Here is a 20,787-nt window from a genome sequence, read left to right on the forward strand (position 1 = left end):
TGGCGAGGGCTGAACACCCTCGCCACCGCCGTCGGCATTCCCGGGGGACGTGGGAGGCATCACACTTCCCGCGTTGTCATGAATTGTCAGCGCATTCAGCGCACGGTTTCCGGAAACCGGCCGGGCGCCTCACCCGCGCAGCGCCGGTCCGATCCAGCGGCGGACCAGGGCACGCAGCTCGTCGTCGCTGAGCGGCGGTGTCGAGGGGTACTGCAGGAACGACAGGAACAGCCGCATCAGGACCTCGGCGAGCCCTTGGAGCTCCTCATCAGTCGCGATACCGGCGGCCGCCCAGTCGACCGGCAGGTTGCGGAGGATCCGCGCGCCGTACGAAAACGCCAGGGGCGAAATGACGCCGTCGGTGAAGAAGTCCGCTTCGCCCGCCTGCAGGAGCAGCCCCATGTGCGGCTCCCCGGGGAGCGTCCGGACGGCGAACACCACGGATTCCACCGCGGCTTCGGCCGCCGTGCCGAACGTGGCCAGGTGCCGCTCCATCCGCCCGGCGAACTCCTCGACCCCGGCCAGCGCGACGGCCCGCAGGATGTCCTTCAGGCCCGGGAAGTAGCGGTAGACGGTCTGCCGGGTGACGCCCGCCTCGACGGCGACGTCGGAGAGGCTCGTCTTGGCCAGCCCGGCCCGGTCGAGGCACGCCGTCGCCGCTTCGACGATCCGGCGGCGTGCCTCGTCTTCGGTGCCGGGCGGGTTGCCCTGCCATCCGTGGTGCCCCATGCGGCCATCTTCCCCGAGAACGGCCGCTCAGGCCGGGGCAGGGGCGCGGTCCCGCCGGGACAGCGCGAGCAGCAGCAGGCCGGCCCCGGCGAAGCAGGCGAGCGCGTACCACCCGCTGCCGATCGGGGTGCCGTCCGCGGTGACGCCGTCCTTCGCGGCCAGGTGAGCCGGAAGGGTCCCGAGCCAGCACACCGCCATCCCGCCCAGGTAAACCGCCGGATAGAACCGGGTGAAGGCCGACCGGGGTTCACCCGGTTCGCCGGAACGCAGGTGCGCCACGAGGATCCACACGCCGGCCACCCACAGCAGACCCAGTTCGACGCCGAGGATCCACACCCGCGCGCCTGCGTTCTCGCCGGCGAAGCTCGACGGGATCCCGGCGATCGCCATGGTCGGCGGCGTGAGGACGCCCGCCAGGAGCGTCCGCGGCACCAGCCGGCGCCGCGGCGGGCCGCCGGTCAGGCGCACGACGAGGTAGGTCATGGCGGCCATCGAAACGGAAGCGAACAGCAGCATGCTGTTCAGCGGCACCGACGCCAGCGCCGGCCGGTTGACGATCGTGTTGCCCGGGTTCCAGGCCCACCACTTCAGCTGCGGGCCGAGGTGGTCGAAGACTTCGTAGAACACCTGGCAGACGAAGGCCACGGCCACCGAGCCCCGCAGCGCACCGCGCCGGAAGAGCCCCAGTGAGCGCACGACCTCGTAGGCGAGCTGGCTGAACGCCGGGTAGAACGCCACGATGTAGAGCGGCAATCGGTCCGCCATGAACTGCACCGTGAACCGGTTGTGGGCGAAGATGAAGCCGTACAGCCGGTCGAGCCCGAACCACTCCGGGAAGTACAGCGGCGGCTCGGTGACGAAGAGGTAGACCAGCGAAGCCCACCACAGCGCCAGGTTCACCGGATCGCCCTCGCGGCGACGGCGGAGGGCATGCACCAGAGCGAACACCGCGCCGCCGACGATCAGCAGTTCCAGCAGCGGCATCGTCCAGTGGGCGAGCGCCCACGGCGGCCGGACCGAAACCACCGGCGAGACGTCGTGGCAGTCGAAGCCGAGACCGCGGGTGACGGCTTCGGCGTCCGGCCCGCACGTCGTGCTCATCGCGCCGTCGCCGTCGCCGTCGCCGTCGAGTAGTCCGTGGCCGGCGGCTCGGTCTGGGGATCGAACCCGAACGGCACGCGGTGCCGGCCCAGCGCCGCGCGGACGCGGTAGCGCACCAGGCCGGCGAGCACCCGCGGGTTGCGCAGCATCTGCCCCAGCGACTCGTCCAGGTTGAACACCTTGGCGAAGTGCTCGTCGACCACCGGGTCCTCCCGGGCGGCGCCGACGACGAGGCTGAACGCGGGCGCCGACACGGCCGCGACGATGCGCCGGCGCCACTCCGGCAGCTGTTCGGTGCCCACCGCGCACGCGTACCCCTGGTCCCTGGCCATCGCCAGGCGCCACGGCACGCGCAGCAATCCGCGTTGCGCGGCGAAGAAGCGGGCGGTGAACCTCGCGTCGAGCCGTCCGGCCCGGGACAGGTGCTCGCGCAGCAGCAGGGCCGAAGCCGACGCGGAACTGATGCCCTGGGCGTAGAAGGGGTTGAACGCGCAGATCGAGTCGCCGACGAAGGCCAAGCGACGCGGCGGGGTGCGCAGGCGGTCGTAGCGCCGCCACTTGTTGCCGGTCGAGCGGGTGAGGTGGACCGGCGAGGCGGGGGCGCACCGGTCCATGGCGTCGGCGAACAACGGCGTCCGCACCCGGCGCGCCGTCTCGACGAACGCGTCGGTGGTGCTGGGCATCTCCAGTCCCCACGACCCCATGCAGGCGATGACGCGGTTGCCCTCGATCGGGAAGAGGTTGACCAGGAACTCGTGCTCGGCGGGGTGCTCGCCCTTGTCCGGCGTCGGCATGATCACCAGGTGCCGCCACCACCAGGACGCGGGGCGTTCGGCGGGCAGGTCGTACCAGCGCGAGGTGTAGGTGACCTTGGCGTCCAGCGTCTGCACTTCCGGCTCGGGCCAGCCGGCCGCCGCCAGCCAGCCGGCGACCGGGGACCCGCGGCCCATGGCGTCCACGACGAAGTCGGCGTCGACGTGCTCCTCGCCGTCGGCCGCGGTGAAGCCGACGCCGGTGATCTCCCCGTCCGCGGTGGTCAGGCCGCGCACGGCGACCCCTTCGCGGACGACCACGTTGGCCAGCTCCCGCACCTTGTCCCGCAGCACGCGCTCGATGAGGATCCGCGAGCCGTAGACCATCGTCATGGCGCTGCGCTTGCGCGCCGACCAGCCCGGCCCGTCGAGGTAGGCGGCGTCCATGGACGGCATCAGCAGGAGCCCGCCCGCCGCGATGAGGTCGTCCTCGAAGCCGGGGAACAGCGCGCCGATCGCGCGCCGGCCCGAGTTGAGCAGGAAGTGCGGGTGCTTGCTCTGCGGTACGCCGCGGCGGTGTTCGGCCCCGTCGGGCAGTTCGTCGCGTTCCAGCACCAGCACCCGGTCGAAGTGGGGGGCCAGCGCGCCGGCCGCGCAGAGACCGGCGGCACTGCCTCCGAGGACGACGGCGGTCTTGCCGAGCCGCATGCGGATCAACTCCCGTCATTCATACAAAGAGACACCGAATGTATGAATGACCACCGGCGGGTGTCAAGCCCTCCCAAGCGTCCACAGTGGACACCGTTGCCCGATTCGCCGGAGATTTCCGAATGCCTTCGAACGCGGCCACCGAAGAGCCGATCGACTATTCGACGACGTCTGTTGCCAACCGCGGAACTCACCGTCTAAGCTCTCTCCAGCACAAATGTTAGCGCTAACACCTTGCAACGCCGCAGGGAGGTTTTCATGCTGCCCGTCGTCGCCGGTTCGCCCTGAGCCCTCGCTCCGCCCCTGATCACGGGACCGGCCGACCGATCCCCCACCGTCTTTCCCCGCATTCCGCATGCCCGTACGATTCTGCACGCCGGCATCCCGGAATCGTTTCGCGCTGCCTTTTTCCCGGGTCTCCACCCTCGAAACGGAGAGGTTTTCATGTTCGCTCGGAAAACTGCATCACTGCTGACCGGTGGGGTGCTGGTGCTCGCCGCCACCGTCCTGAACGCCGGTCAAGCCGGGGCCGCCACCTCCCTGCCGTGCGACATCTACGGCGCCGCGGGCACCCCCTGCGTGGCCGCGCACAGCACCACCCGCGCGCTGTACTCGTCCTACAACGGTCCGCTGTACCAGCTGAAGCGGGCGTCCGACGGCGCCGTCGGCAACCTCGGGCTGCTGGGCGCCGGCGGGGACGCCAACGCGGCCACGCAGGACTCCTTCTGCGCCGGCTCGACGTGCGTCATCAACGTCATCTACGACCAGTCGCCCCGGCACAACGACCTGGTCATCGAACCGGCCGGGGCGGCGGGCCCCGCGAACTCCGGCGTGCCCGCGGACGCGCTGCCCGTCACCGCGGGCGGCCACGCGGTGTACGGCGCGTCGTTCTCCGGCCGCATGGGCTACCGGCACACCTCGGCCGCGGGCGTCGCCGTGAACGGCCAGGCCGAAGGCATGTACATGGTGACGTCCGGAACCCACGTCAACAACCGGTGCTGCTTCGACTACGGCAACGCCGAAGTGTCCATCGCCGACACCGGCAACGGCCACATGGACGCGATCAACTTCGGCACCGAGTGCTGGTTCTCGCCGTGCGTCGGCCAGGGCCCGTGGGTGCAGGCCGACCTGGAGAACGGCCTGTTCCAGTCCGACTCCGGGCCGAGCAAGAACAGCTCGTACACCGGCAACGCCGCGCCGTTCGTCACCGCGCTGCTGAAGAACAACGGGCAGAACTTCTTCGCCACGAAGGACGGCAACGCCCAGTCCGGCGGCCTCGCCACGCGCTACGCGGGACCGGAACCGACCCAGCCGGGGTACTCGCCGATGCGGCAGGAGGGCTCGATCGTCCTCGGCACCGGCGGCGACAACAGCAACGGCTCGATCGGGTCGTTCTTCGAAGGCGTGATGACCAGCGGGCTGCCGACCGACGCGGCCGACAACGCCGTGCAGGCCAACGTCGTCTCGGTCGGCTACGGCGGCCAGAGCCCGGTGGCCGGCGGCACGCTGAACCCCGGATCGACGATCTCGCTGCGCGCCACGACGGCGTGCTGCACCACGCGGTACATCCGGCACCAGTTCGACGACGCCGTCACGTCGGTGGTCGGCTCGGGCAGCTCCGCCCTGGACAAGAACGACGCGTCCTGGATCGTGCGCCGCGGCCTGGCGAACCCGTCGTGCGTGTCGTTCGAGTCGCGCAACTACCCGGGTGACTTCCTGCGCCACTACAACTACCAGCTGCTGCGCCAGCCGATGGACGGCAGCGCGGCCTTCCGCGCCGACGCGACGTTCTGCCCGCAGGCCGGCAAGAACGGCCAGGGCACGTCGTTCGCCTCGTTCAACTACCCCGACCGCTTCCTCCGCCACTACGACAACACGGTGTACATCGCGAGCAACGGCGGACCCGACGCGTTCGACGCCACGGCCTCCTGGGCCGACGACGTCAGCTGGGCCGTCAACGCCCCCTGGGCGCCGTAGCCGGTCCCGGACGCCCGCGGAACCGTTCCCCCGTGCGGTTCCGCGGGTCCCGGCGTTTCCCACCCCGCCCGCACGGGTAGTCACCGCCTGCGACAGGAGGCGGGCCATGACCGACGACGAACCGTCCACGGCCGCGTACATGCGGGCGGTGGCCGCGGAGCTGGGGTTGCAGCCGGAGGACACGCGCTCGCACACCGGCGACTTCGCGGGCGGGCAGATCCGGTTCGCGGGTCAGGCGGGAGACCGCGAACCGAGCGACTACCTGCTGCGCTGGACCCCGGGGGAAGGCTGGGAGCTGGCCACGGAGACCGGCAGCCCGGCGCTGCGGGTCGTCGCCGAGCTGCCGGGCGCGCGAGCCCCCGAGGCGGTGGCCGACTTCGCCCTCACCGCCCTGTCCGAACGCGGGGAACGCCCGGTGCGCCGGTCGGACGAGGACACTCCCGAGCCGGCTCAGCGGCCGTGGTAAACGAGCGCTTTCCGTTGCCGCACAGGCATTTCCCGCACGGTGGCCACCACGGCCCGCTGGTCGTCGCGCAGGCGGTGGCGAGCAGGGTCTCGTCACCCGCCGCCTGCGGCGCGCCGACCCTGGCGGTCGGCGGCGGTCACGAGTTCCACTGTGGACGGTGTGCTGGTTTCGGCCGACGACGTGCCGGTGGGCGCCATCCCGGACGCGGCGCCGCGCCGGGCGTGTCCGCGAGCTCCCCGAGGGACGCGGACTTCACCCGCCACCGCGCCGCGAACCACCCCGAGGCTGCGCACCCGGGTGCGCCGCGGCCCCGCAGGCTGGTCACGGCACCAAAAAACCCGCCTGACCTGGGTCAGACGGGTTCGGTTACTGCTGGTACCCCCGATGGGATTCGAACCCACGCTACCGGCGTGAGAGGCCGGCGTCCTAGGCCGCTAGACGACGGGGGCTTAGGATCTTCCCTGGTCTCCCAGGGGCTTTTCTGTTTTTCTTGCTGGAGAGAACCTACCAGAAGCGATTTCCTGCTTCGCAGGGGGGTCACTCTCCGCAGCTGGGGTACCAGGACTCGAACCTAGACTAACTGGACCAGAACCAGTCGTGCTGCCAATTACACCATACCCCAGTGAGGTACCGCTCCGGCTAGGCCGGTTCAGCACCGCACGAGGAGAAATACTAGAGCACGCCGTTCCGGACCGTGAACGCGGGGGTGCCACTGCCGCGCTGGGCCGGGACCCCGATCGTGGCGTACTCCGAAACCAGCAGCTCAGGCAGCTCGGCGAGGCCGGCCACCGTGTGGACGCCCTCCGGGGCGCGCTCGCCGATGCGGTCGCGGTCGAGCCAGACCGCGCCCAGACCCGCGTCGCGGGCGCCGATCGCGTCGGTGTCCAGTTTGTCGCCGACGTGGACCGCCTGCGCCGGGGCGCAGCCCAGGCCCAGGCACACCGTGTGGAACATCACCGGGTCGGGCTTGGCCACCCCGAGCTCGCCGGCGATGGCGACGTGGTCGAAGAACGGCGCCAGGCCCAGGTCGGCGATCTTCTTCCGCTGGTGGACACCCGAGGCGTTCGTCACCGCGGCCAGCATCAGGCCGGCGGCGCGCAGCCACTCCAGGCAGTCGAGGACGTCGTCGAACAGCTGCCACGAGTGGTCGAGCAGTTCCCTGCGGCGGCGCTCGAAGGAACTGACCTGTTCGGCGTCGGCGAGGATGCCGATCTCGGCGAGGAAGCAGTCGGTGCGCCGCTGGTGCATCGTCCGGTAGTCGAGTTCACCCGCGACGACGAGGGCCACGTGCTCTTCGGTGATGAGGTCCCACAGCGGCCACAGGTCGCCCCGGCCGGTGAGGATGTGGAGGCTCCGGCGGATCGCGGCGGTGCAGTCGATGAGCGTGTCGTCGATGTCCAGGCACACCAGCCGGAGCTCGGGCGGCGCCCAGGGCTCGGACGCCGCCGCGGCGGGCGAGGCGGTTCGCGAAGGGGTCCGGGGTGCCAGGGCGAAATCCACCCAGTGAGGCTAGGGCAACCGCCGCGTTCGCGACGCTGCCAAAGAGGTGATTGCCGCTCGCCTGTTCCGGCGCACCGGCTCTACTCCCAGTTGGCGAACCGTCCCCATTCGGTTACCCGGCCACCCGCACCCGCGGCGCCGGCTCGTCCGGGACAGCAATCGATTCCTCGGCGAATCCCTTGTCCCGCTTGGGAATCAGCTCCGTCCACATGGGCGCCTCCGCATCCCGCCGCGGGAGCCGCGTGAAGCCGGAACACCGTTGCCCAACTGTCGCGTTTGGACGGTTTTCGGCCACCGGGCACGGGCGGGCGGTCGTCGCCCGATCAGCGTATCTCCGCTCACACCCCTTGACGCCGGTGCCGTACGGGTGCATCCTCAACTTATTCAACAAGCGATGAATAAGGGAGATGGTCGAGATGACCGAGCGCACGACCTGCGTCGTCATCGGTGGCGGGCCGGCCGGGATGGTCACGGGACTGCTGCTGGCCCGGGCCGGCGTCGAGGTGACGGTGCTCGAGAAGCACGCCGACTTCCTGCGCGACTTCCGCGGGGACACGGTGCACCCGTCGACGTTGACGCTGCTCGACGAGCTGGGGCTCGGCGAGAAGTTCCACGCCCTGCCGCACAGTGAGCTGCACTCGGCCGGCTTCCCGCAGGAAAACGGCGAACTGATGAAGCTGGCCGACTTCAGCCGGCTGAAGGTGGCCCACCCGTACATCGCGATGGTGCCGCAGTGGGACTTCCTCGACCTGCTCGCCGAAAGCGCGCGTAAGGAACCGACATTCGTCCAGCGGATGGAGACCGAGTGCACCGGGCTGGTCCGCGAGCGCGGCCGGGTCGCCGGCGTCACCTACCGCACGAGCGCCGGGGAGACCGGCGAAATCCGCGCCGACCTGGTCATCGCCGCCGACGGCCGCTGGTCGCTGGCCCGCCGTGAGGCCGGCCTGGTGCCGCGGGAGTACGACTGCCCGTTCGACGTCTGGTGGTTCCGGCTCTCGCGCGGTGACGGCGAAGCGGGCAACATGCTGCTGCCGAAGATGCGGGACCGCCGCTTCGCGGTGCCGCTCCCCCGGCCGGACTTCTACCAGGTCGCCTACCTCGCGCCGAAGGGCGAAGACCTGCGTGCCCACGGCATCGAGGCGTTCCGGGAGAACGTGACGCAGATCTGTCCCGAGTTCACCGACCGGGTGCACGAGCTGGCGACGATGGACGACGTCAAGTTCCTCGACGTGCGGCTCAACCTGCTGCGCAAGTGGCACGTCGACGGGCTGCTGTGCCTCGGCGACGCGGCGCACGCGATGTCGCCGATCGGCGGCGTGGGCATCAACCTGGCGGTGCAGGACGCGGTCGCGGCGGCGACGCTGCTGGCCGAACCGCTGCGCCGGGGCCGTCCGACGGAGGCCGAGCTGGCGAAGGTGCGCTCGCGCCGCCTCGCGCCCACGCTGCTGGTGCAGGGGCTGCAGCGCCTGCTGCACCGGACGGTGGTCCGCGGCGTGATGAACGGCAAGCGCAACGGCCCGCCGGAGCCGATGATCAAGCTGTTCGCCCGGTTCCCGCGCCTGTCGTACCTCCCGGCCCGCCTGCTGGGGCTGGGCCTGCGTCCGGAGCACGCCCCAGCCTTCGCGCGACGGGCGATGGAGCCGGTGCAGCGCTGACGGACCGTCGAAGGCCACCCCGGCCGGGGGTGGCCTTCACCGCCCGGGGTCTAGACGTTCTCGACCGGGTTGGTCAGGGTGCCGATGCCTTCGATGGTGATCGAGACGCTCTGACCGCCATCGATCGGGCCGACGCCCTCGGGCGTGCCGGTCAGGATGACGTCGCCGGGCAGCAGCGTCATGACGCCGGAGACGAACTCGACCAGCTCGGGGATCTTGTGGACGAGGTCCGAAGTGCGGCCGTCCTGCTTGAGCTCGCCGTCGACCTCGGCCCGCAGCGCGAGGTCGGAGGCGTCGATCGAGGTCTCGATCCACGGGCCGATCGGGCAGAAGGTGTCGAAGCCCTTGGCGCGGCCCCACTGGCCGTCGGACTTCTGGAGGTCGCGGGCGCTGACGTCGTTGGCGATCGTGTATCCGAGGATGACGCTCGCGGCGCGGGAGGCCGGGACGTTCTTCACCGGCTGCCCGATGACGATCGCGAGCTCGCCCTCGAAGTCGACGCGGCCGATGCCGGACGGGCGGCGGATGGCCGCGTTGGGTCCGATGATGGTCGTCGACGGCTTGATGAACAGCATCGGCTCGCTGGGCACGTCGTTGCCGAACTCGGCCGCGTGCTTGGCGTAGTTGCGGCCGACGGCGATCACCTTCGACGGCAGGATCGGCGCGAGCAGCCGGACGTCGGCCAGCGGCCACCGCTTGCCGGTGAAGTTCGGCTGGCCGAAGGGGTGCTCGGCGATTTCGAGGACCTGGGCGTCGTCGCCGTCGCCTTCGATCGAGGCGAACGCGACACCACCGGGATGAGCAATTCGGGCTAGGCGCACGCGGCCAGTCTACGTGCGCCCAGCCCATGGCTTTCGGGGGTTCCGGGTGGCGGAGCCCCCGGCCCGGGCCGACGGCCCGGATGTCACAGCTCAGGCCACGGTGGTGCTCTTGTGGACGAGTGCGTCGCACAGCGCCAGCCAGCTCGCCTCGACGATGTTGCCGTGCACGCCCACGGTGGTCCACTCGCGCTCGCCGTCGGTGCTCTCGACCAGCACGCGCGTCACCGCGTCGGTGCCGGGGTGGCCCTGGAGGATGCGCACCTTGTAGTCGGCGAGCTCCACACTGTCCAACCAGGACAGCTGCGGCGACAGCGCCTTCCGCAGGGCGGCGTCGAGCGCGTGCACCGGCCCGATGCCCTCGGCGGTGGCGATGACGCGCTGTCCGCCGACGTGCACCTTGACGGTGGCTTCGGCCATGACCTCGCCGTCCGGGCGGTGGTCGAGGACCACCCGGTAGGACTCGAGCGCGAACGGCGCCTCCGCCGGGACGTCGGCCTCCTGGCGCAGCAGGAGCTCCAGGGAGGCGTCGGCGGCCTCGAAGGACCAGCCTTCCGCTTCGAGCCGCTTGACCTTGGTGATCGCGCTCGTCAGCGCTTCGGGCCGGCCGGCAAGGTCGACCCCGAGCTCACGTCCCTTGAGCTCGAGGCTGGCCCTGCCGGCCATCTCGGTGACCAGTACCCGCATGTCATTGCCGACGGAAGACGGATCGATGTGGTTGTACAGCAACGGATCCACCTTGATCGCGCTCGCGTGCAGTCCCGCCTTGTGAGCGAAAGCCGACGCCCCTACGTAAGCCTGGTGGGTGTAGGGGGCGAGGTTGGCGATTTCGGCAAGGGCATGGGAGACCCGGGTGAGCTCGGCGGCGCCTCCGGTCGGGAGGACCTCCATGCCGAGCTTGGTCACCAGGTTTCCCGTCACGGCGAAGAGGTCGGCGTTGCCGGCCCGCTCCCCGTAACCGTTGGCGGTGCACTGGACGTGCGTCACGCCGGCCTGCACCGCGGCGACGGAGTTCGCCACGGCGCAGGAAGTGTCGTCCTGACAGTGGATCCCGAGCCGGAACCCGGTCTTTTCCTTGATCGTCCGCACGGTCTCGGCGAGCCCGAGCGGCAGTTGGCCACCGTTGGTGTCGCAGAGCACGAGGACGTCGGCACCCGCGTGGGCGGCGGCGTCGAGGACCCGGAGCGAGGTCTCGGGGGAATGCGCGTAGCCGTCGAAGAAGTGCTCGGCGTCGAGGAAGACCCGCCGGCCTTCGTTCGTGAGGAACTCGACGGTGTCCTTCACCATCGCGCAGGCCTCGTCGACGTCGACCCGGAGGGCGCGTTCGATGTGGCGGAGGTCGGACTTGGCGACGAGGGTGATGACCGGCGCTTCGCTGTCGAGCAGGGCCCGGACCTGCGGATCGGCGTCGGCGGTGGTGCCGGCCTTGCGGGTGGCGCCGAAGGCGACGAGAGCGGCGTGGCGGAGCTTCAGTTCGCCTTTCGCGGCGCGGGCGAAGAATTCGGTGTCCTTGGGGAGCGCCCCGGGCCAGCCGCCTTCGATGAACCCGACCCCGAGCTCGTCCAGCAGCCGCGCGACGGCGAGCTTGTCCTGGACGGAGTAGGAGATGCCCTCTCGCTGCGCACCGTCGCGCAGGGTGGTGTCGTAGAGGTGGAAGGCGTCGCCGAGTGGGGTATCGGCGGGCTCCTTGCGGGTCACGGTCTTCTCCTAGCGTTCCAAGGCAACAAAAAAACCTCCCGCATGGGTGCGAGAGGTTGCGCGCCGGGGGCTCTTGTGGAGCTATCGTCCGGCGCGCTCGTCGATAATGATCGCGAAGCTGGTCACGGTCGCATCATGCCACAGCGTTCGCGGCCAAGTCCAGAACCTGGGCCAAGCTCCCACCATCCGGGAGGACCGGGAGCACGAAAAAGCCCCGCACCCGGCCGGGGTGCGGGGCTTTCCCGAGGAATCAAGCAGTACGCACGTTCGAGGAAACCAGAGCCGCGAGCCGGTCACCGATGGCCTGCGTGGCCCCCGGCGAAGCCTGGTCCCGCGTGGCCAGGTCGAACGCCACCGACGCCTCGATCCGCCGCGCCGCTTCCTTCTGCCCCAGGTGGTCCAGCAGCAGCGCCACCGACAGCACCGCCGCCGTGGGGTCGGCCAGGCCCTGGCCCGCGATGTCCGGCGCCGAACCGTGCACCGGCTCGAACATGCTCGGGTTGCGGCGGGTCATGTCCAGGTTGCCGCTGGCCGCCAGGCCGATGCCGCCGGTCACCGCGGCCGCGAGGTCGGTGATGATGTCGCCGAACAGGTTGTCGGTGACGATGACGTCGAACCTCGAGGGGTCCGTGACCAGGTGGATGGTCGCCGCGTCCACATGGGAGTACGCGACCGTCACGTCCGGGTGCTCCAGCGAAACCTCTTCGACGATCCGCGACCACAGCGACCCGGCGAACGTGAGCACGTTGGTCTTGTGCACCAGCGTCAGGTGCTTGCGCGGCCGGGCCTCGGCGCGGCTGAACGCGTCCGCGACCACGCGCCGGACGCCGAACGCCGTGTTGACGCTGACCTCCGTCGCGATCTCGTGCTCGGTGTCCTTGCGGATCAGGCCGCCGGTGCCCGCGTACGGGCCTTCGGTGCCTTCGCGCACGACGACCATGTCGACGTCGCCCGCGTCGGCCAGCGGTCCCCGGACACCCGGGTAGAGCCGCGCGGGGCGCAGGTTGACGTGGTGGTCCATTTCGAACCGCAGGCGCAGCAGCAGGCCGCGCTCCAGGATCCCGCTCGGCACCGATGGATCGCCGACCGCGCCCAGCAGGATCGCGTCGTGCTGACGGAGCTCGCCGAGGACCGATTCCGGGAGCAGCTCACCGGTCGAGTGCCATCGCGCGGCGCCGAGGTCGTAGTTCGTGATCTCCGCCGTCGGTACTACCTCGCCGAGCACCTTCAGCGCCTCGGAGACCACCTCGGGCCCGATCCCGTCTCCTGGGATCACCGCGAGCCGCATCCACACACCTCCGTCGACCGGACCACCGGCCGCACCGATGGCCCACCGCAACAAAACGCCAGCAGCCGGAAGGTTACCGGCCGTAGACAAACTGCCGTAGCCGCACCACCCTTATGCCGCATCCTCCCGCAGGGTGAGACACCCAATCGGGTGAACAGCGGAGGGGCGCCCCCGGCGGAAATCCACCGGAGACGCCCCTGGTCCTGCAGAAATCGATCTTGCCGGGAACTACCGGCGACCAGCCCCGATCGGCTGACGCTCGTTCCCCGGCCGGGCGCCCTGCGTCGCGTCCACCTTGACCACGTTCGCCCGGTTGCCCGCGGCGTTGTGGTGCTCGATGGCCAGCAGGCCGAGGGCGTTGTCGGCCGCGGCCGACGCCGCGTTCCGCGTGACGACCAGCGCCGTGCCCGGCTTCGCGACGTAGCCGAGCGCGGCGTCGCCGCCGCCCTGCACCGCGTAGCCCGGCGCGAGCGCGTCGAACGAAAGCGGCGTGCCGACGTAGTCGATCAGCCCGTTCGTCGTGCCCGGCGCGACGTAGAAGCCGCTGACGCCCACCGTGTAGGAGATCCGGTGGCTGTCGGCGCCGGCGTCGATGCCCAGCGCGGCCAGCGAAACCGGCAGCGTGAGCACGTTCGTGTCGAACACGTTGGTGTCGACGTCGCCGAGCTGGCCGTTGACCGCCTGGACGTCGACGGTCGGGAAGCCCGGGGTCAGTGCGACCGTGTTGGCCAGGAGGACGTCGGTCGACGTCGCCTTGGTCACGTAGGTCTCGAAGTCCGGCTGCCCGTCCCCGGTCGTGTCGATGTCGACGAACGGCGAGGTGTTGCTGCCGATGTTCGCCCAGTCACCCCAGGTGGACAGGCCGAACGCGAGGATCGCGCTCTCCGGCTCGCCCTGGGCCTTCGCCAGCGGCGCGGTCGAAGCCGCGCCGATGTAGCGGAGGTCGCCGCCCTTGGCCGTCTTGTTCAGCGTGCAGTCGGTGACCACGTCCGCGTCGCACTCGGGCAGCTGCGGGGACTCCGCCTGCAGCTCGAGCACGCTGATCAGCGAGCGGTACTTCTGCGCGCCGGTCCCCTGGTCGACACCCTTGCCGGTCAGGTTCAGCACGGCCTGGGTGGCTTCGGGGGCGAACTTCACCGACGGCGGCGTCGAAATCGTCGACACCGGCTTCGGCGCGGAGTAGACCGACACCCGCAGCGGCACCTTGGCCCCGCTGACCGGCGTGAAGGCGACCCGCCCGGAGGCGTCCGCGACGAACTGCCGGGCCAGGCCGGCCTGGGTGGCCTGCATGGTCGGGTCCATGACCTTGCGCAGCGCCTTCGGGTCGGCGATCTTCAGCGTCACCTTGACCTTGGCGGTGCCGCGCGGGGTCAGCTTCACCGACGGCTTGTCCACTGTGTACTCGACGCCCGGCAGCGCGTTGACCGCCTGGTAGGCCACCGAGTACTCGGCGGGCGTGACGCCCTTGTTGACGAGCTTGATCGTCTTCGACAGCGTCACCGGACCGGACGCCTCGACCGTGCCGAAGCTGACGCTCACCGCGCCCGGGTCGTCGACGACGTAGGCGAGCACCTGGTTGTCCAGGGCCGCCTTGGCGTCGATCCGGCCGCTGCCGACGCGCTGCGGCGCGTAGGTGTGGCCGGCGCCGTCACCGACGTCGTGGCCGGCGGTGTCGATGACCGAGGCCTTGACCTCCTCGACCGACCAGTCGGGGTGCGACTGGCGGACGAGTGCGGTGATGCCGGCGGTGTGCGGGGCGGCCATCGACGTGCCCGAGAGCACGGTCCGGCCGTTGCCGCTGCCGCGGAAGGCCGAGGTGATCGTGTCACCGGGGGCGGCGACGTCCGGCTTGAGGGCCGGGCCGCGGGTGCCGCGCGAGGTGAACGAGCTCGGGGTGTCCACGATCGTCTTGTCGTAGGTCTGGATCGAAGCGCGGCCGGCGCCGAAGAGCCGGACCTGCAGCGTGCCCGCGGTCAGCGCCGCGCGCAGCGTCTTCGTGGCGGACCCGGTGAACTGGAACATCGGGATCGCCGCGTTGCCCGCGATGCCCGCGCTGAAGTGCTCCAAAGTGGACGAAAGGAGCGCGCCCTTCGCCCCGGCGGCCTGCGCGTTGTTGGCGCGGGCGGCCGAACCGCAGGCGCGGGTCGAGTCGTTGTCGTCCCACTCCAGCCAGACGAACTTGCCGGCCGCCTTCGCCTTGTCCTCGGCGGAGTACGGCGCGCAGCCCGCGCTGTTCGCCGCGGACAGCGCGACGACCGGCGCCGCCAGGTCCAGGGTCTCGTAGCCGGTGTAGTTCTGGCTGTACTGGCCGGTCTTCTGGCCCGCGGCGGTCGACGGGGCCTTGACCTCGGCGGCGTCACGCAGGATGCCCGCGTCACGCGTGCTGGCGACGGTGAGCGCCTCGGGGGTGTTGCCCGGGGAGCCGGCGATGTCGTTGATGTCGCCGCCGTTGCCCGCGGAGATCACCGGGAGCACGTTGTTCGCGGCGAGCTTGCGCACGAACAGCGAATCCGGGTCGTCCGGCGCGCCGAAGTCGGAGCCGAGCGAGAGGTTGACGATGTCGAGGTGGTCGGTGAAGTCGCCGTCGCCGTCCGGGTCGAGCGCCCAGTCCAGGGCCTGCGAGGTGACGTTCGTCGAGCCCGCGCAGCCGAACACCTTGATGGCGTAGAGCAGCGACTTCGGCGCCGTGCCCGGGCCGATCTGCATCGCGTCGACCTTCTTGGCGTCCAGCTTCTTGTAGTCGCCCTTGAAGGTCTTGCCGTCGGCGGTGACGCCGAAGCCGCCGATGGTGCCGGCGACGTGCGTGCCGTGCTCACCGCAGGCCAGCGGGTTCGGGTCCGGCTTCGGGGTGGCCTTGCCGGCCGTCGCGGCGTCGTAGTCGTCGCCGACGAGGTCCGTGCCGCCGACGACCTTGGCGCTGGGGAACAGCGGGGTCGGCTTGGTGCTGTCGACGCCCTTGTACGCGGCCTGCGTGCCGGGGCCGCCGAAGTCGGCGTGGGTGTAGTCGATGCCGTCGTCGATCACGCCGACGCGGACGCCGTCGCCGAACTTGCCGGTCTGCTGCCAGGCGGCGAGGGTGTTGGTCAGCTGCTCGGCGCTGGCGTTGGTGCGGGTCTTCGGCACGACCGTGCGCACCGCGATGACGTCCGCCCGCTTCGCGACCTCACGCAGCTTCGCGGCGTCGGCGGTGACGACCACGCCGGGAACGGCGTTGGCGGTCTGGGTGACGACCTGCGGCTTGGCGTCGGCGGTGCGCAGCTGGCCGACGACGGAGTCGACGGCGGCGGCGGTGTCGGCCTTGGCGGCCTTGGCGGCCCGCTTGGCCTGCTCCTTGCCCTGCGGCTGCGCGGCGGCGAACGCGTCGACGGCCGGCTTCTTGGCCAGCTCGACGAACGCGGTGACCCGGCCCTGCGCGGCCCCCAGGCGCGGCGACAGCTTCCCCTGCAGCTTCGCGTCGTCGATCTTGGCGGGTGCGACGCCGTCAGCGAGTGGAGCATCTGCTGCGCTCGCGACCGGCGCCCCGAGCGCGGCCGCCAGAACGACGGCGAAGGCCGCCGTCGTAGCGCGCGCGGGGAGGCGGGATCTGCTCATGAGTCGGCCCCTTACTCGAGGTCTGGACCCGAACCTGCCTGCCGCTCCTGACACCCCCGACGGTGAAGCGCGGCACAGCGCCGTGCCCTCGACGACGCGTGGTTCAACCTCGCGGGGAGAACCTAATGCCCCAAAACACCTACTTAGGTAGGCAAAAGACTCCGTTATGTAGTTGTGATTGCGCTCAAAGGCCCCCTGCCGGGTGACAGGGGGCCTTCGAAAGGGTTACGTCAGTTGAAGTCGACGGCGCGGATCGTGTGCGCCCCGACCGAAGCCCCGATCGGCTCCAGCAGGTGTGCGTCGATGTGGCGGTCGACGCGCAGCAGCATCACCGCGTCCGAGCCGTCCGTCGTCTGGCTGATCTGCGCGGCCTCGATGTTGATGCCCGCCTCGCCCAGCAGCGTGCCGACCCGGCCCATCACGCCCGGCCGGTCCGGGTACTCGACCAGCAGCACGGTGCCCTCGGCGCGCAGGTCGAACCCGCGGCCGTTGACCTCGACCAGCTTCTCGACCTCGTCCAGGCCGGTGACCGAACCGGACACGCTCAGCACCGCGCCGTCGGCGTGCACCGCGCGGACGGTGACCAGGCTGCGGAACTTGGGGCTCTCCGGCTCGGTCTCCAGCTCGACCTGCACGCCCAGCTTCTCCGCCAGCTGCGGCGCGTTGACGAACGTGACCTGGTCCTCGACCACGCCGGTGAACACCCCGCGCAGCGCCGCCAGCTGCAGCACGCCGGTGTCTTCACTGGTCAGCTCGCCCTTGACCTGCACGGTCACCGACGTCGGCGACGTCGGGTTGAGCGCCGTCAGCAGCTGGCCGAGCTTCTGGACCAGCGACAGGTACGGGCGGACGTGCTCGCCGACGGCCCCGCCGCCGGAGACGTTCACCGCGTCCGGTACGAAGTCGCCGCGCAGGGCCAGCAGCACCGACTTCGCGACGTCGGTGCCCGCGCGGTCCTGCGCCTCGGCCGTGGAGGCGCCCAGGTGCGGCGTCACGACGACGTTCTCCAGCTCGAACAGCGGGCTGGACGTGGTCGGTTCGGTGACGAAGACGTCGACACCGGCGCCGCCGACGTGGCCCGAGCGCAGCGCGTCGGCCAGGTCCTCTTCGACGATGAGCCCGCCGCGGGCGGCGTTGACGATGATGACGCCCGGCTTGGTCTTCTTCAGCGCCTCGGCGTCGATGAGGCCCTTGGTCTCCGGGGTCTTCGGCAGGTGGATGGAGATGGCGTCGGCGCGGGTCAGCAGCTCGTCGAGGGTGACGAGCTCGATGCCGAGCTGCGCGGCGCGGGCGGCCGAGACGTAGGGGTCGTAAGCGATGAGGTGCGTGTCGAAAGCGGCCAGGCGCTGGGCGAACAGCTGCCCGATCTTGCCGAGGCCGACGACGCCGACGGTCTTGCCCTGCAGCTCGACGCCGGAGAACGAGCTGCGCTTCCACTCGCCGCCGCGGAGGCTCTGGTCCGCGGCCGGGATGCGGCGCGCGACCGAAAGCAGCAGGGCGACGGCGTGCTCGGCGGCGGAGACGATGTTCGACGTCGGCGCGTTGACGACCAGGACACCGCGCTCGGTCGCGGCGGGCACCTCGACGTTGTCGAGGCCGACGCCGGCGCGGGCGACGACCTTGAGCTGCGAGGTGGCCGCGAAGACCTCGGCGTTCACCTGGGTGGCGGAGCGGACCAGGAGCGCGTCGGCGCTCTTCACCGCCTCGAGCAGCGCGGACCGGTCCGTGCCGTCGACGTGCCGGACCTCCACCTCGTCACCGAAGACACTCAGCACGGAGGGGGCGAGCTTTTCCGCGATGAGGACGACGGGCTTGCTGGGCTTGCTCACGATACGGCTCCCACTATCTGGTCATTTCCAGGACGCTCGGTGTCGACAAACGGTCTAAGCACGTCGTTGTGCCCCGGTCGAGCCGGAGTTTAACGCGCGGGCCGGACCTGTGGCGTCGTCTGGTGTTAACTCGCCCGCAATCCCTCGAAAACAAGAGCCAGCAGCCGCTGCATGCCCCCTTCGCCGGGCAGGTGCCCGCCCGCCCAGGATGCCGCGTGCAGCAACAGAAGCAGCTCTTGCGCCGTGACGTCCTCGCGCAGCTCGCCCGCGAGCTTCGCCCGTTCCACCAGCTGGGAACCGACCTCGCGCATGGCGTGGCAGGATTCGTACAACCGGGACGATTCGTCGTTCAGCGCGTCGGCGGTGAGCTCGACGAGGCCGCGGAAGGTCCCGGTGGCGTCCCCGAGGCCGGTGAGCCAGGACTGCAGCGCGGCCAGCGGCTCGGGGTGGGTGAGCAGTTCGCGGGCCCGCTCGGCCTGGGCGTCGAACCGGGTGCGCAGGAGCGCCTCGAGCAGCGCCTCCCGGGTCGGGAAGTGCCGGTACAGCGTGCCGATGCCGACTCCGGCGCGGCGCGCGATGTCCTCCAGGGACGCCTCGACGCCGTGCTCGGCGAAGGAGCGTTGCGCCTCTTCGAGGAGGCGCTCGTAGTTGCGGCGGGCGTCCGCGCGCATCGGTTTCACGTCGGTCATCGCCCTCCCGACCTTACCGGCTAGCCAATCGGAGGCCGCCTCCGTATATTAACCGGAGGCAGCCTCAGCTTACTGGAGGGACTCGAGGATGACCCTGATCGAAGACACACGGGCCCGGCTCGGCGCGGTCGGCGCCTGGTTGCCGAGCGCCCCGCTGGCCCCGCCGCCGGACGTCGAACGCACGGCGACGCGGCGGCTCGCCGAAGCCGGCTACCGCTCGGTGTGGAGCGGCGAAGGCCCCGGCACGCGGGAGGTGTTCGCCCACTTCGGCGACCTGCTCGCCTCGGTGCCGGACGTCGTGCTCGGCGCCGGCATCGCGAACGTCTGGCTGCGCCGCGGCGTGACCGCCGAGAAGGGCGGCGCAACCCTCGCCCACGCCCACCCCGGCCGGTTCGTGCTCGGCGTCGGCATCGGGCACGATTTCCAGGCCACGAAGCTCGGCGAGGAGTACCGGCCGATCGACCGGATGCGCGCCTACCTGGCGGACATGGACGCCGCCGCGGCGGAAAATCCCGCCCCGGTCGCGTTCCCGCGCGTGCTGGCCGCGGTCGGGCCGAAAATGCTGGAGCTGGCGCGCGAAGGTGCCGACGGGGCGCACCCGTTCGCCCAGCCGGTCTCGCACACGCCCTACGCCCGCGAAATCCTCGGGCCGGACAAGCTGCTGATCCCGCAGCAGACCGTGCTGCTCGGCAGCCGCGAGGACGCCCGGGCGAGCGTCCGGCGCAGCGTGGCGATGTCCCGGGAGCACGATGTGAAGGCGTATCTCGCGGGCTGGAAACGCCTCGGCTACACCGAGGCCGACATCGACGGCCCGAGCGACCGGTTCATCGACGACCTCGTGCTCTGGGGCGACGCCGGAACCATCGCGAAACGCCTGGACGAACTGCTCGACGCGGGCGCGGACCACGTGCTGCTGACGCCGTCCGCCCCCACGTTCGAGTCCACTGTGGAAACCCTGCTCGAACTGGCTGCGGAGGTGACCCGATGAGCGTCGGGATCTGGCGGTTCTTCGACGGCGCCCCGATCGGCGCGGTCCGCGAAACGGCCGCCGAGGTGGAGGAGCTCGGCTTCGACGCCATCTGGTTCGGCGAGTATGCCGGCCGGGACGCGTTCACCCAGGCGGCGCTGCTCCTGGCGGCGACGTCCCGGCTCACCGTGGCCACCGGGATCGCGCGGTTCGACCGCCGCGCGCCGATCACGGCGGAGGCGGCGACCCGGGCGCTCGGCGAGGCCTACCCGGGCCGGTTCACCGTCGGCCTCGGCGGCCACTTCCCCGGCACACGGCCGATTTCGGCGATGCGCGAGTACCTGGCCGGGATGGACGACGCCGAACTGCCCGCCCTGCCGCCGCCGTCACCACGGCCCCGGCGGCTGATCGCCGCGCTCGGCCCCCGGGCGCTCGCCCTGGCCGCCGAGCGGGCGGACGGCGCGCACCCGTACTTCGTCCCGCCGGAGCACACGGCGCTCGCGCGGGAGCGGCTCGGCCCGGGCAAGTACCTGGCGGTCGAGCAGGCGGTGATCCTCGACGCCCCGCCGGAAGCCGCCCGCGAAGCGGCCCGGGAGCACGTCGGCCTGTACGTCCGGCAGGCACCGCACCACCAGGCGAACCTGCGCCGCCTCGGCTTCACCGACGCCGACCTGGCCGACGGCGGCAGCGACCGCCTGGTCGACGCCATCGTCGCCACCGGCGAACAGGCGGCCGCGGCCCGGATCCAGGCCCACCTCGACGCGGGCGCCGACCACGTCTGCGTCCAGATCCTGGCCCGCACCCCCAAGTCCTACCGCCTCCTGGCCGACCTCCGCCCGTGAGCGAAGGGTCGACTCGCGTGATCAGGAAGCCGACTCGCGTGATTGAGGCGACGACACGGCGACAAGCCCCAGCTTCGCCGTGTCGACCTTCCTATCACGCGAGTCGACCCATCAATCACGCGAGTCGACCCTTCAATCACGCGTGATGGCTTGGGAATCACGCGAGTGGAGTTGCCC

16 protein-coding genes and 2 tRNA genes are annotated in these 20,787 nt (G+C 71.0%); 6 read left to right on the forward strand and 12 right to left on the reverse strand.

Going from position 1 to position 20,787, the window contains the following annotated elements:
- Positions 1-191, forward strand: a 191-nt coding sequence (locus ACFVYA_RS32050; RefSeq protein WP_387050325.1) for a hypothetical protein, incomplete at its 5' end; no start/stop codon positions are given.
- On the opposite strand, the gene ACFVYA_RS32055 is transcribed toward ACFVYA_RS32050, so the two are convergent.
- The 3 genes from ACFVYA_RS32055 to ACFVYA_RS32065 are packed head-to-tail and all read right to left on the reverse strand — an operon-like array spanning position 130 to position 3,290.
- The gene (locus tag ACFVYA_RS32055; protein WP_387050327.1) at positions 130-729 is read right to left on the reverse strand and encodes a TetR/AcrR family transcriptional regulator; all 600 of its coding nucleotides are present in this window, start codon (positions 727-729) and stop codon (positions 130-132) included. The two genes, ACFVYA_RS32050 and ACFVYA_RS32055, sit on opposite strands and share 62 nt — an antisense overlap.
- 27 nt (positions 730-756) lie before the next feature.
- Positions 757-1,830: a hypothetical protein gene (locus ACFVYA_RS32060; protein WP_387050328.1), complete on the reverse strand. Its 1,074-nt coding sequence runs from the start codon at positions 1,828-1,830 to the stop codon at positions 757-759.
- On the reverse strand, positions 1,827-3,290 hold the full coding sequence (locus tag ACFVYA_RS32065; RefSeq protein ID WP_387050346.1) for an NAD(P)/FAD-dependent oxidoreductase: 1,464 nt from the start codon (positions 3,288-3,290) through the stop codon (positions 1,827-1,829). Before ACFVYA_RS32065 ends, ACFVYA_RS32060 begins: the two co-directional genes overlap by 4 nt.
- Before the next feature lie 444 nt (positions 3,291-3,734).
- Here ACFVYA_RS32065 and ACFVYA_RS32070 point away from each other — a divergent pair, with 444 nt between their 5' ends.
- Together ACFVYA_RS32070 and ACFVYA_RS32075 are read left to right on the forward strand one after the other, a co-directional pair.
- Positions 3,735-5,267, forward strand: a complete 1,533-nt coding sequence (locus ACFVYA_RS32070; RefSeq protein ID WP_387050329.1) for an alpha-L-arabinofuranosidase B — start codon at positions 3,735-3,737, stop codon at positions 5,265-5,267.
- Positions 5,268-5,373: 106 nt separating this feature from the next.
- Entirely contained in the window at positions 5,374-5,733 is a 360-nt protein-coding gene (locus tag ACFVYA_RS32075; RefSeq protein WP_387050330.1) for a DUF6292 family protein, read from the forward strand.
- A 373-nt stretch (positions 5,734-6,106) separates the two neighbouring features.
- Here the strand turns inward: ACFVYA_RS32075 and ACFVYA_RS32080 are convergent.
- The 3 genes from ACFVYA_RS32080 to ACFVYA_RS32090 form a co-directional block, all read right to left on the reverse strand.
- Positions 6,107-6,182 (reverse strand) — tRNA-Glu (locus tag ACFVYA_RS32080).
- 101 nt (positions 6,183-6,283) lie between these two features.
- A tRNA-Gln gene (locus ACFVYA_RS32085) sits at positions 6,284-6,355 on the reverse strand.
- A 50-nt stretch (positions 6,356-6,405) separates the two neighbouring features.
- A complete protein-coding gene (locus tag ACFVYA_RS32090) occupies positions 6,406-7,140 on the reverse strand; it encodes an HAD family hydrolase (RefSeq protein ID WP_387050348.1) in 735 nt (244 codons plus the stop codon).
- Positions 7,141-7,649: 509 nt separating this feature from the next.
- On the opposite strand from ACFVYA_RS32090, the gene ACFVYA_RS32095 reads away from it, so the two are divergent.
- The gene (locus tag ACFVYA_RS32095; RefSeq protein ID WP_387050331.1) at positions 7,650-8,888 is read left to right on the forward strand and encodes an FAD-dependent oxidoreductase; all 1,239 of its coding nucleotides are present in this window, start codon (positions 7,650-7,652) and stop codon (positions 8,886-8,888) included.
- Positions 8,889-8,938: 50 nt separating this feature from the next.
- Here the strand turns inward: ACFVYA_RS32095 and ACFVYA_RS32100 are convergent, their stop codons facing one another.
- From ACFVYA_RS32100 to ACFVYA_RS32125, 6 genes are all read right to left on the reverse strand, one after another.
- Positions 8,939-9,709 (reverse strand): fumarylacetoacetate hydrolase family protein, encoded by a 771-nt coding sequence (locus ACFVYA_RS32100; RefSeq protein ID WP_387050332.1) that lies wholly within the window; start codon positions 9,707-9,709, stop codon positions 8,939-8,941.
- 90 nt (positions 9,710-9,799) lie between these two features.
- On the reverse strand, positions 9,800-11,404 hold the full coding sequence (gene cimA, locus ACFVYA_RS32105) for a citramalate synthase (RefSeq protein WP_387050333.1): 1,605 nt from the start codon (positions 11,402-11,404) through the stop codon (positions 9,800-9,802).
- 250 nt (positions 11,405-11,654) lie between these two features.
- The gene (locus ACFVYA_RS32110) at positions 11,655-12,692 is read right to left on the reverse strand and encodes a 3-isopropylmalate dehydrogenase (RefSeq protein ID WP_387050335.1); all 1,038 of its coding nucleotides are present in this window, start codon (positions 12,690-12,692) and stop codon (positions 11,655-11,657) included.
- Positions 12,693-12,920: 228 nt separating this feature from the next.
- Complete coding sequence (locus ACFVYA_RS32115; RefSeq protein WP_387050337.1) at positions 12,921-16,283, reverse strand: S8 family serine peptidase; 3,363 nt, start codon at positions 16,281-16,283, stop codon at positions 12,921-12,923.
- A 230-nt stretch (positions 16,284-16,513) separates the two neighbouring features.
- Entirely contained in the window at positions 16,514-18,112 is a 1,599-nt protein-coding gene (gene serA, locus ACFVYA_RS32120; protein WP_285989009.1) for a phosphoglycerate dehydrogenase, read from the reverse strand.
- 125 nt (positions 18,113-18,237) lie between these two features.
- Positions 18,238-18,801, reverse strand: a complete 564-nt coding sequence (locus ACFVYA_RS32125; RefSeq protein ID WP_387050339.1) for a TetR/AcrR family transcriptional regulator — start codon at positions 18,799-18,801, stop codon at positions 18,238-18,240.
- 88 nt (positions 18,802-18,889) lie between these two features.
- Between ACFVYA_RS32125 and ACFVYA_RS32130 the strand changes: the two genes are divergently transcribed.
- Together ACFVYA_RS32130 and ACFVYA_RS32135 are read left to right on the forward strand one after the other, a co-directional pair.
- Positions 18,890-19,789: a TIGR03620 family F420-dependent LLM class oxidoreductase gene (locus ACFVYA_RS32130; RefSeq protein ID WP_387050340.1), complete on the forward strand. Its 900-nt coding sequence runs from the start codon at positions 18,890-18,892 to the stop codon at positions 19,787-19,789.
- Complete coding sequence (locus tag ACFVYA_RS32135; RefSeq protein ID WP_387050342.1) at positions 19,786-20,610, forward strand: TIGR03620 family F420-dependent LLM class oxidoreductase; 825 nt, start codon at positions 19,786-19,788, stop codon at positions 20,608-20,610. The genes ACFVYA_RS32130 and ACFVYA_RS32135 overlap by 4 nt, the downstream gene beginning before the upstream one ends.
- The last annotated feature ends 177 nt before the right edge of the window (positions 20,611-20,787 follow it).

The sequence above is a fragment of the Amycolatopsis sp. NPDC058278 genome (genome assembly GCF_042881395.1).
Classification (GTDB): Bacteria; Actinomycetota; Actinomycetes; order Mycobacteriales; family Pseudonocardiaceae; genus Amycolatopsis.

Bases quoted from the DNA above. Each gene is read 5' to 3' on its own strand.
- ACFVYA_RS32095 (WP_387050331.1), top strand. From the start codon at position 7,650: ATGACCGAGCGCACGACCTGCGTCGTCATCGGTGGCGGGCCGGCCGGG.
- ACFVYA_RS32065 (WP_387050346.1), bottom strand. From the start codon at position 3,290: ATGCGGCTCGGCAAGACCGCCGTCGTCCTCGGAGGCAGTGCCGCCGGT.
- ACFVYA_RS32070 (WP_387050329.1), top strand. From the start codon at position 3,735: ATGTTCGCTCGGAAAACTGCATCACTGCTGACCGGTGGGGTGCTGGTG.
- ACFVYA_RS32130 (WP_387050340.1), top strand. From the start codon at position 18,890: ATGACCCTGATCGAAGACACACGGGCCCGGCTCGGCGCGGTCGGCGCC.
- ACFVYA_RS32075 (WP_387050330.1), top strand. From the start codon at position 5,374: ATGACCGACGACGAACCGTCCACGGCCGCGTACATGCGGGCGGTGGCC.
- ACFVYA_RS32055 (WP_387050327.1), bottom strand. From the start codon at position 729: ATGGGGCACCACGGATGGCAGGGCAACCCGCCCGGCACCGAAGACGAG.
- ACFVYA_RS32125 (WP_387050339.1), bottom strand. From the start codon at position 18,801: ATGACCGACGTGAAACCGATGCGCGCGGACGCCCGCCGCAACTACGAG.
- ACFVYA_RS32115 (WP_387050337.1), bottom strand. From the start codon at position 16,283: ATGAGCAGATCCCGCCTCCCCGCGCGCGCTACGACGGCGGCCTTCGCC.
- ACFVYA_RS32135 (WP_387050342.1), top strand. From the start codon at position 19,786: ATGAGCGTCGGGATCTGGCGGTTCTTCGACGGCGCCCCGATCGGCGCG.
- ACFVYA_RS32110 (WP_387050335.1), bottom strand. From the start codon at position 12,692: ATGCGGCTCGCGGTGATCCCAGGAGACGGGATCGGGCCCGAGGTGGTC.
- ACFVYA_RS32060 (WP_387050328.1), bottom strand. From the start codon at position 1,830: ATGAGCACGACGTGCGGGCCGGACGCCGAAGCCGTCACCCGCGGTCTC.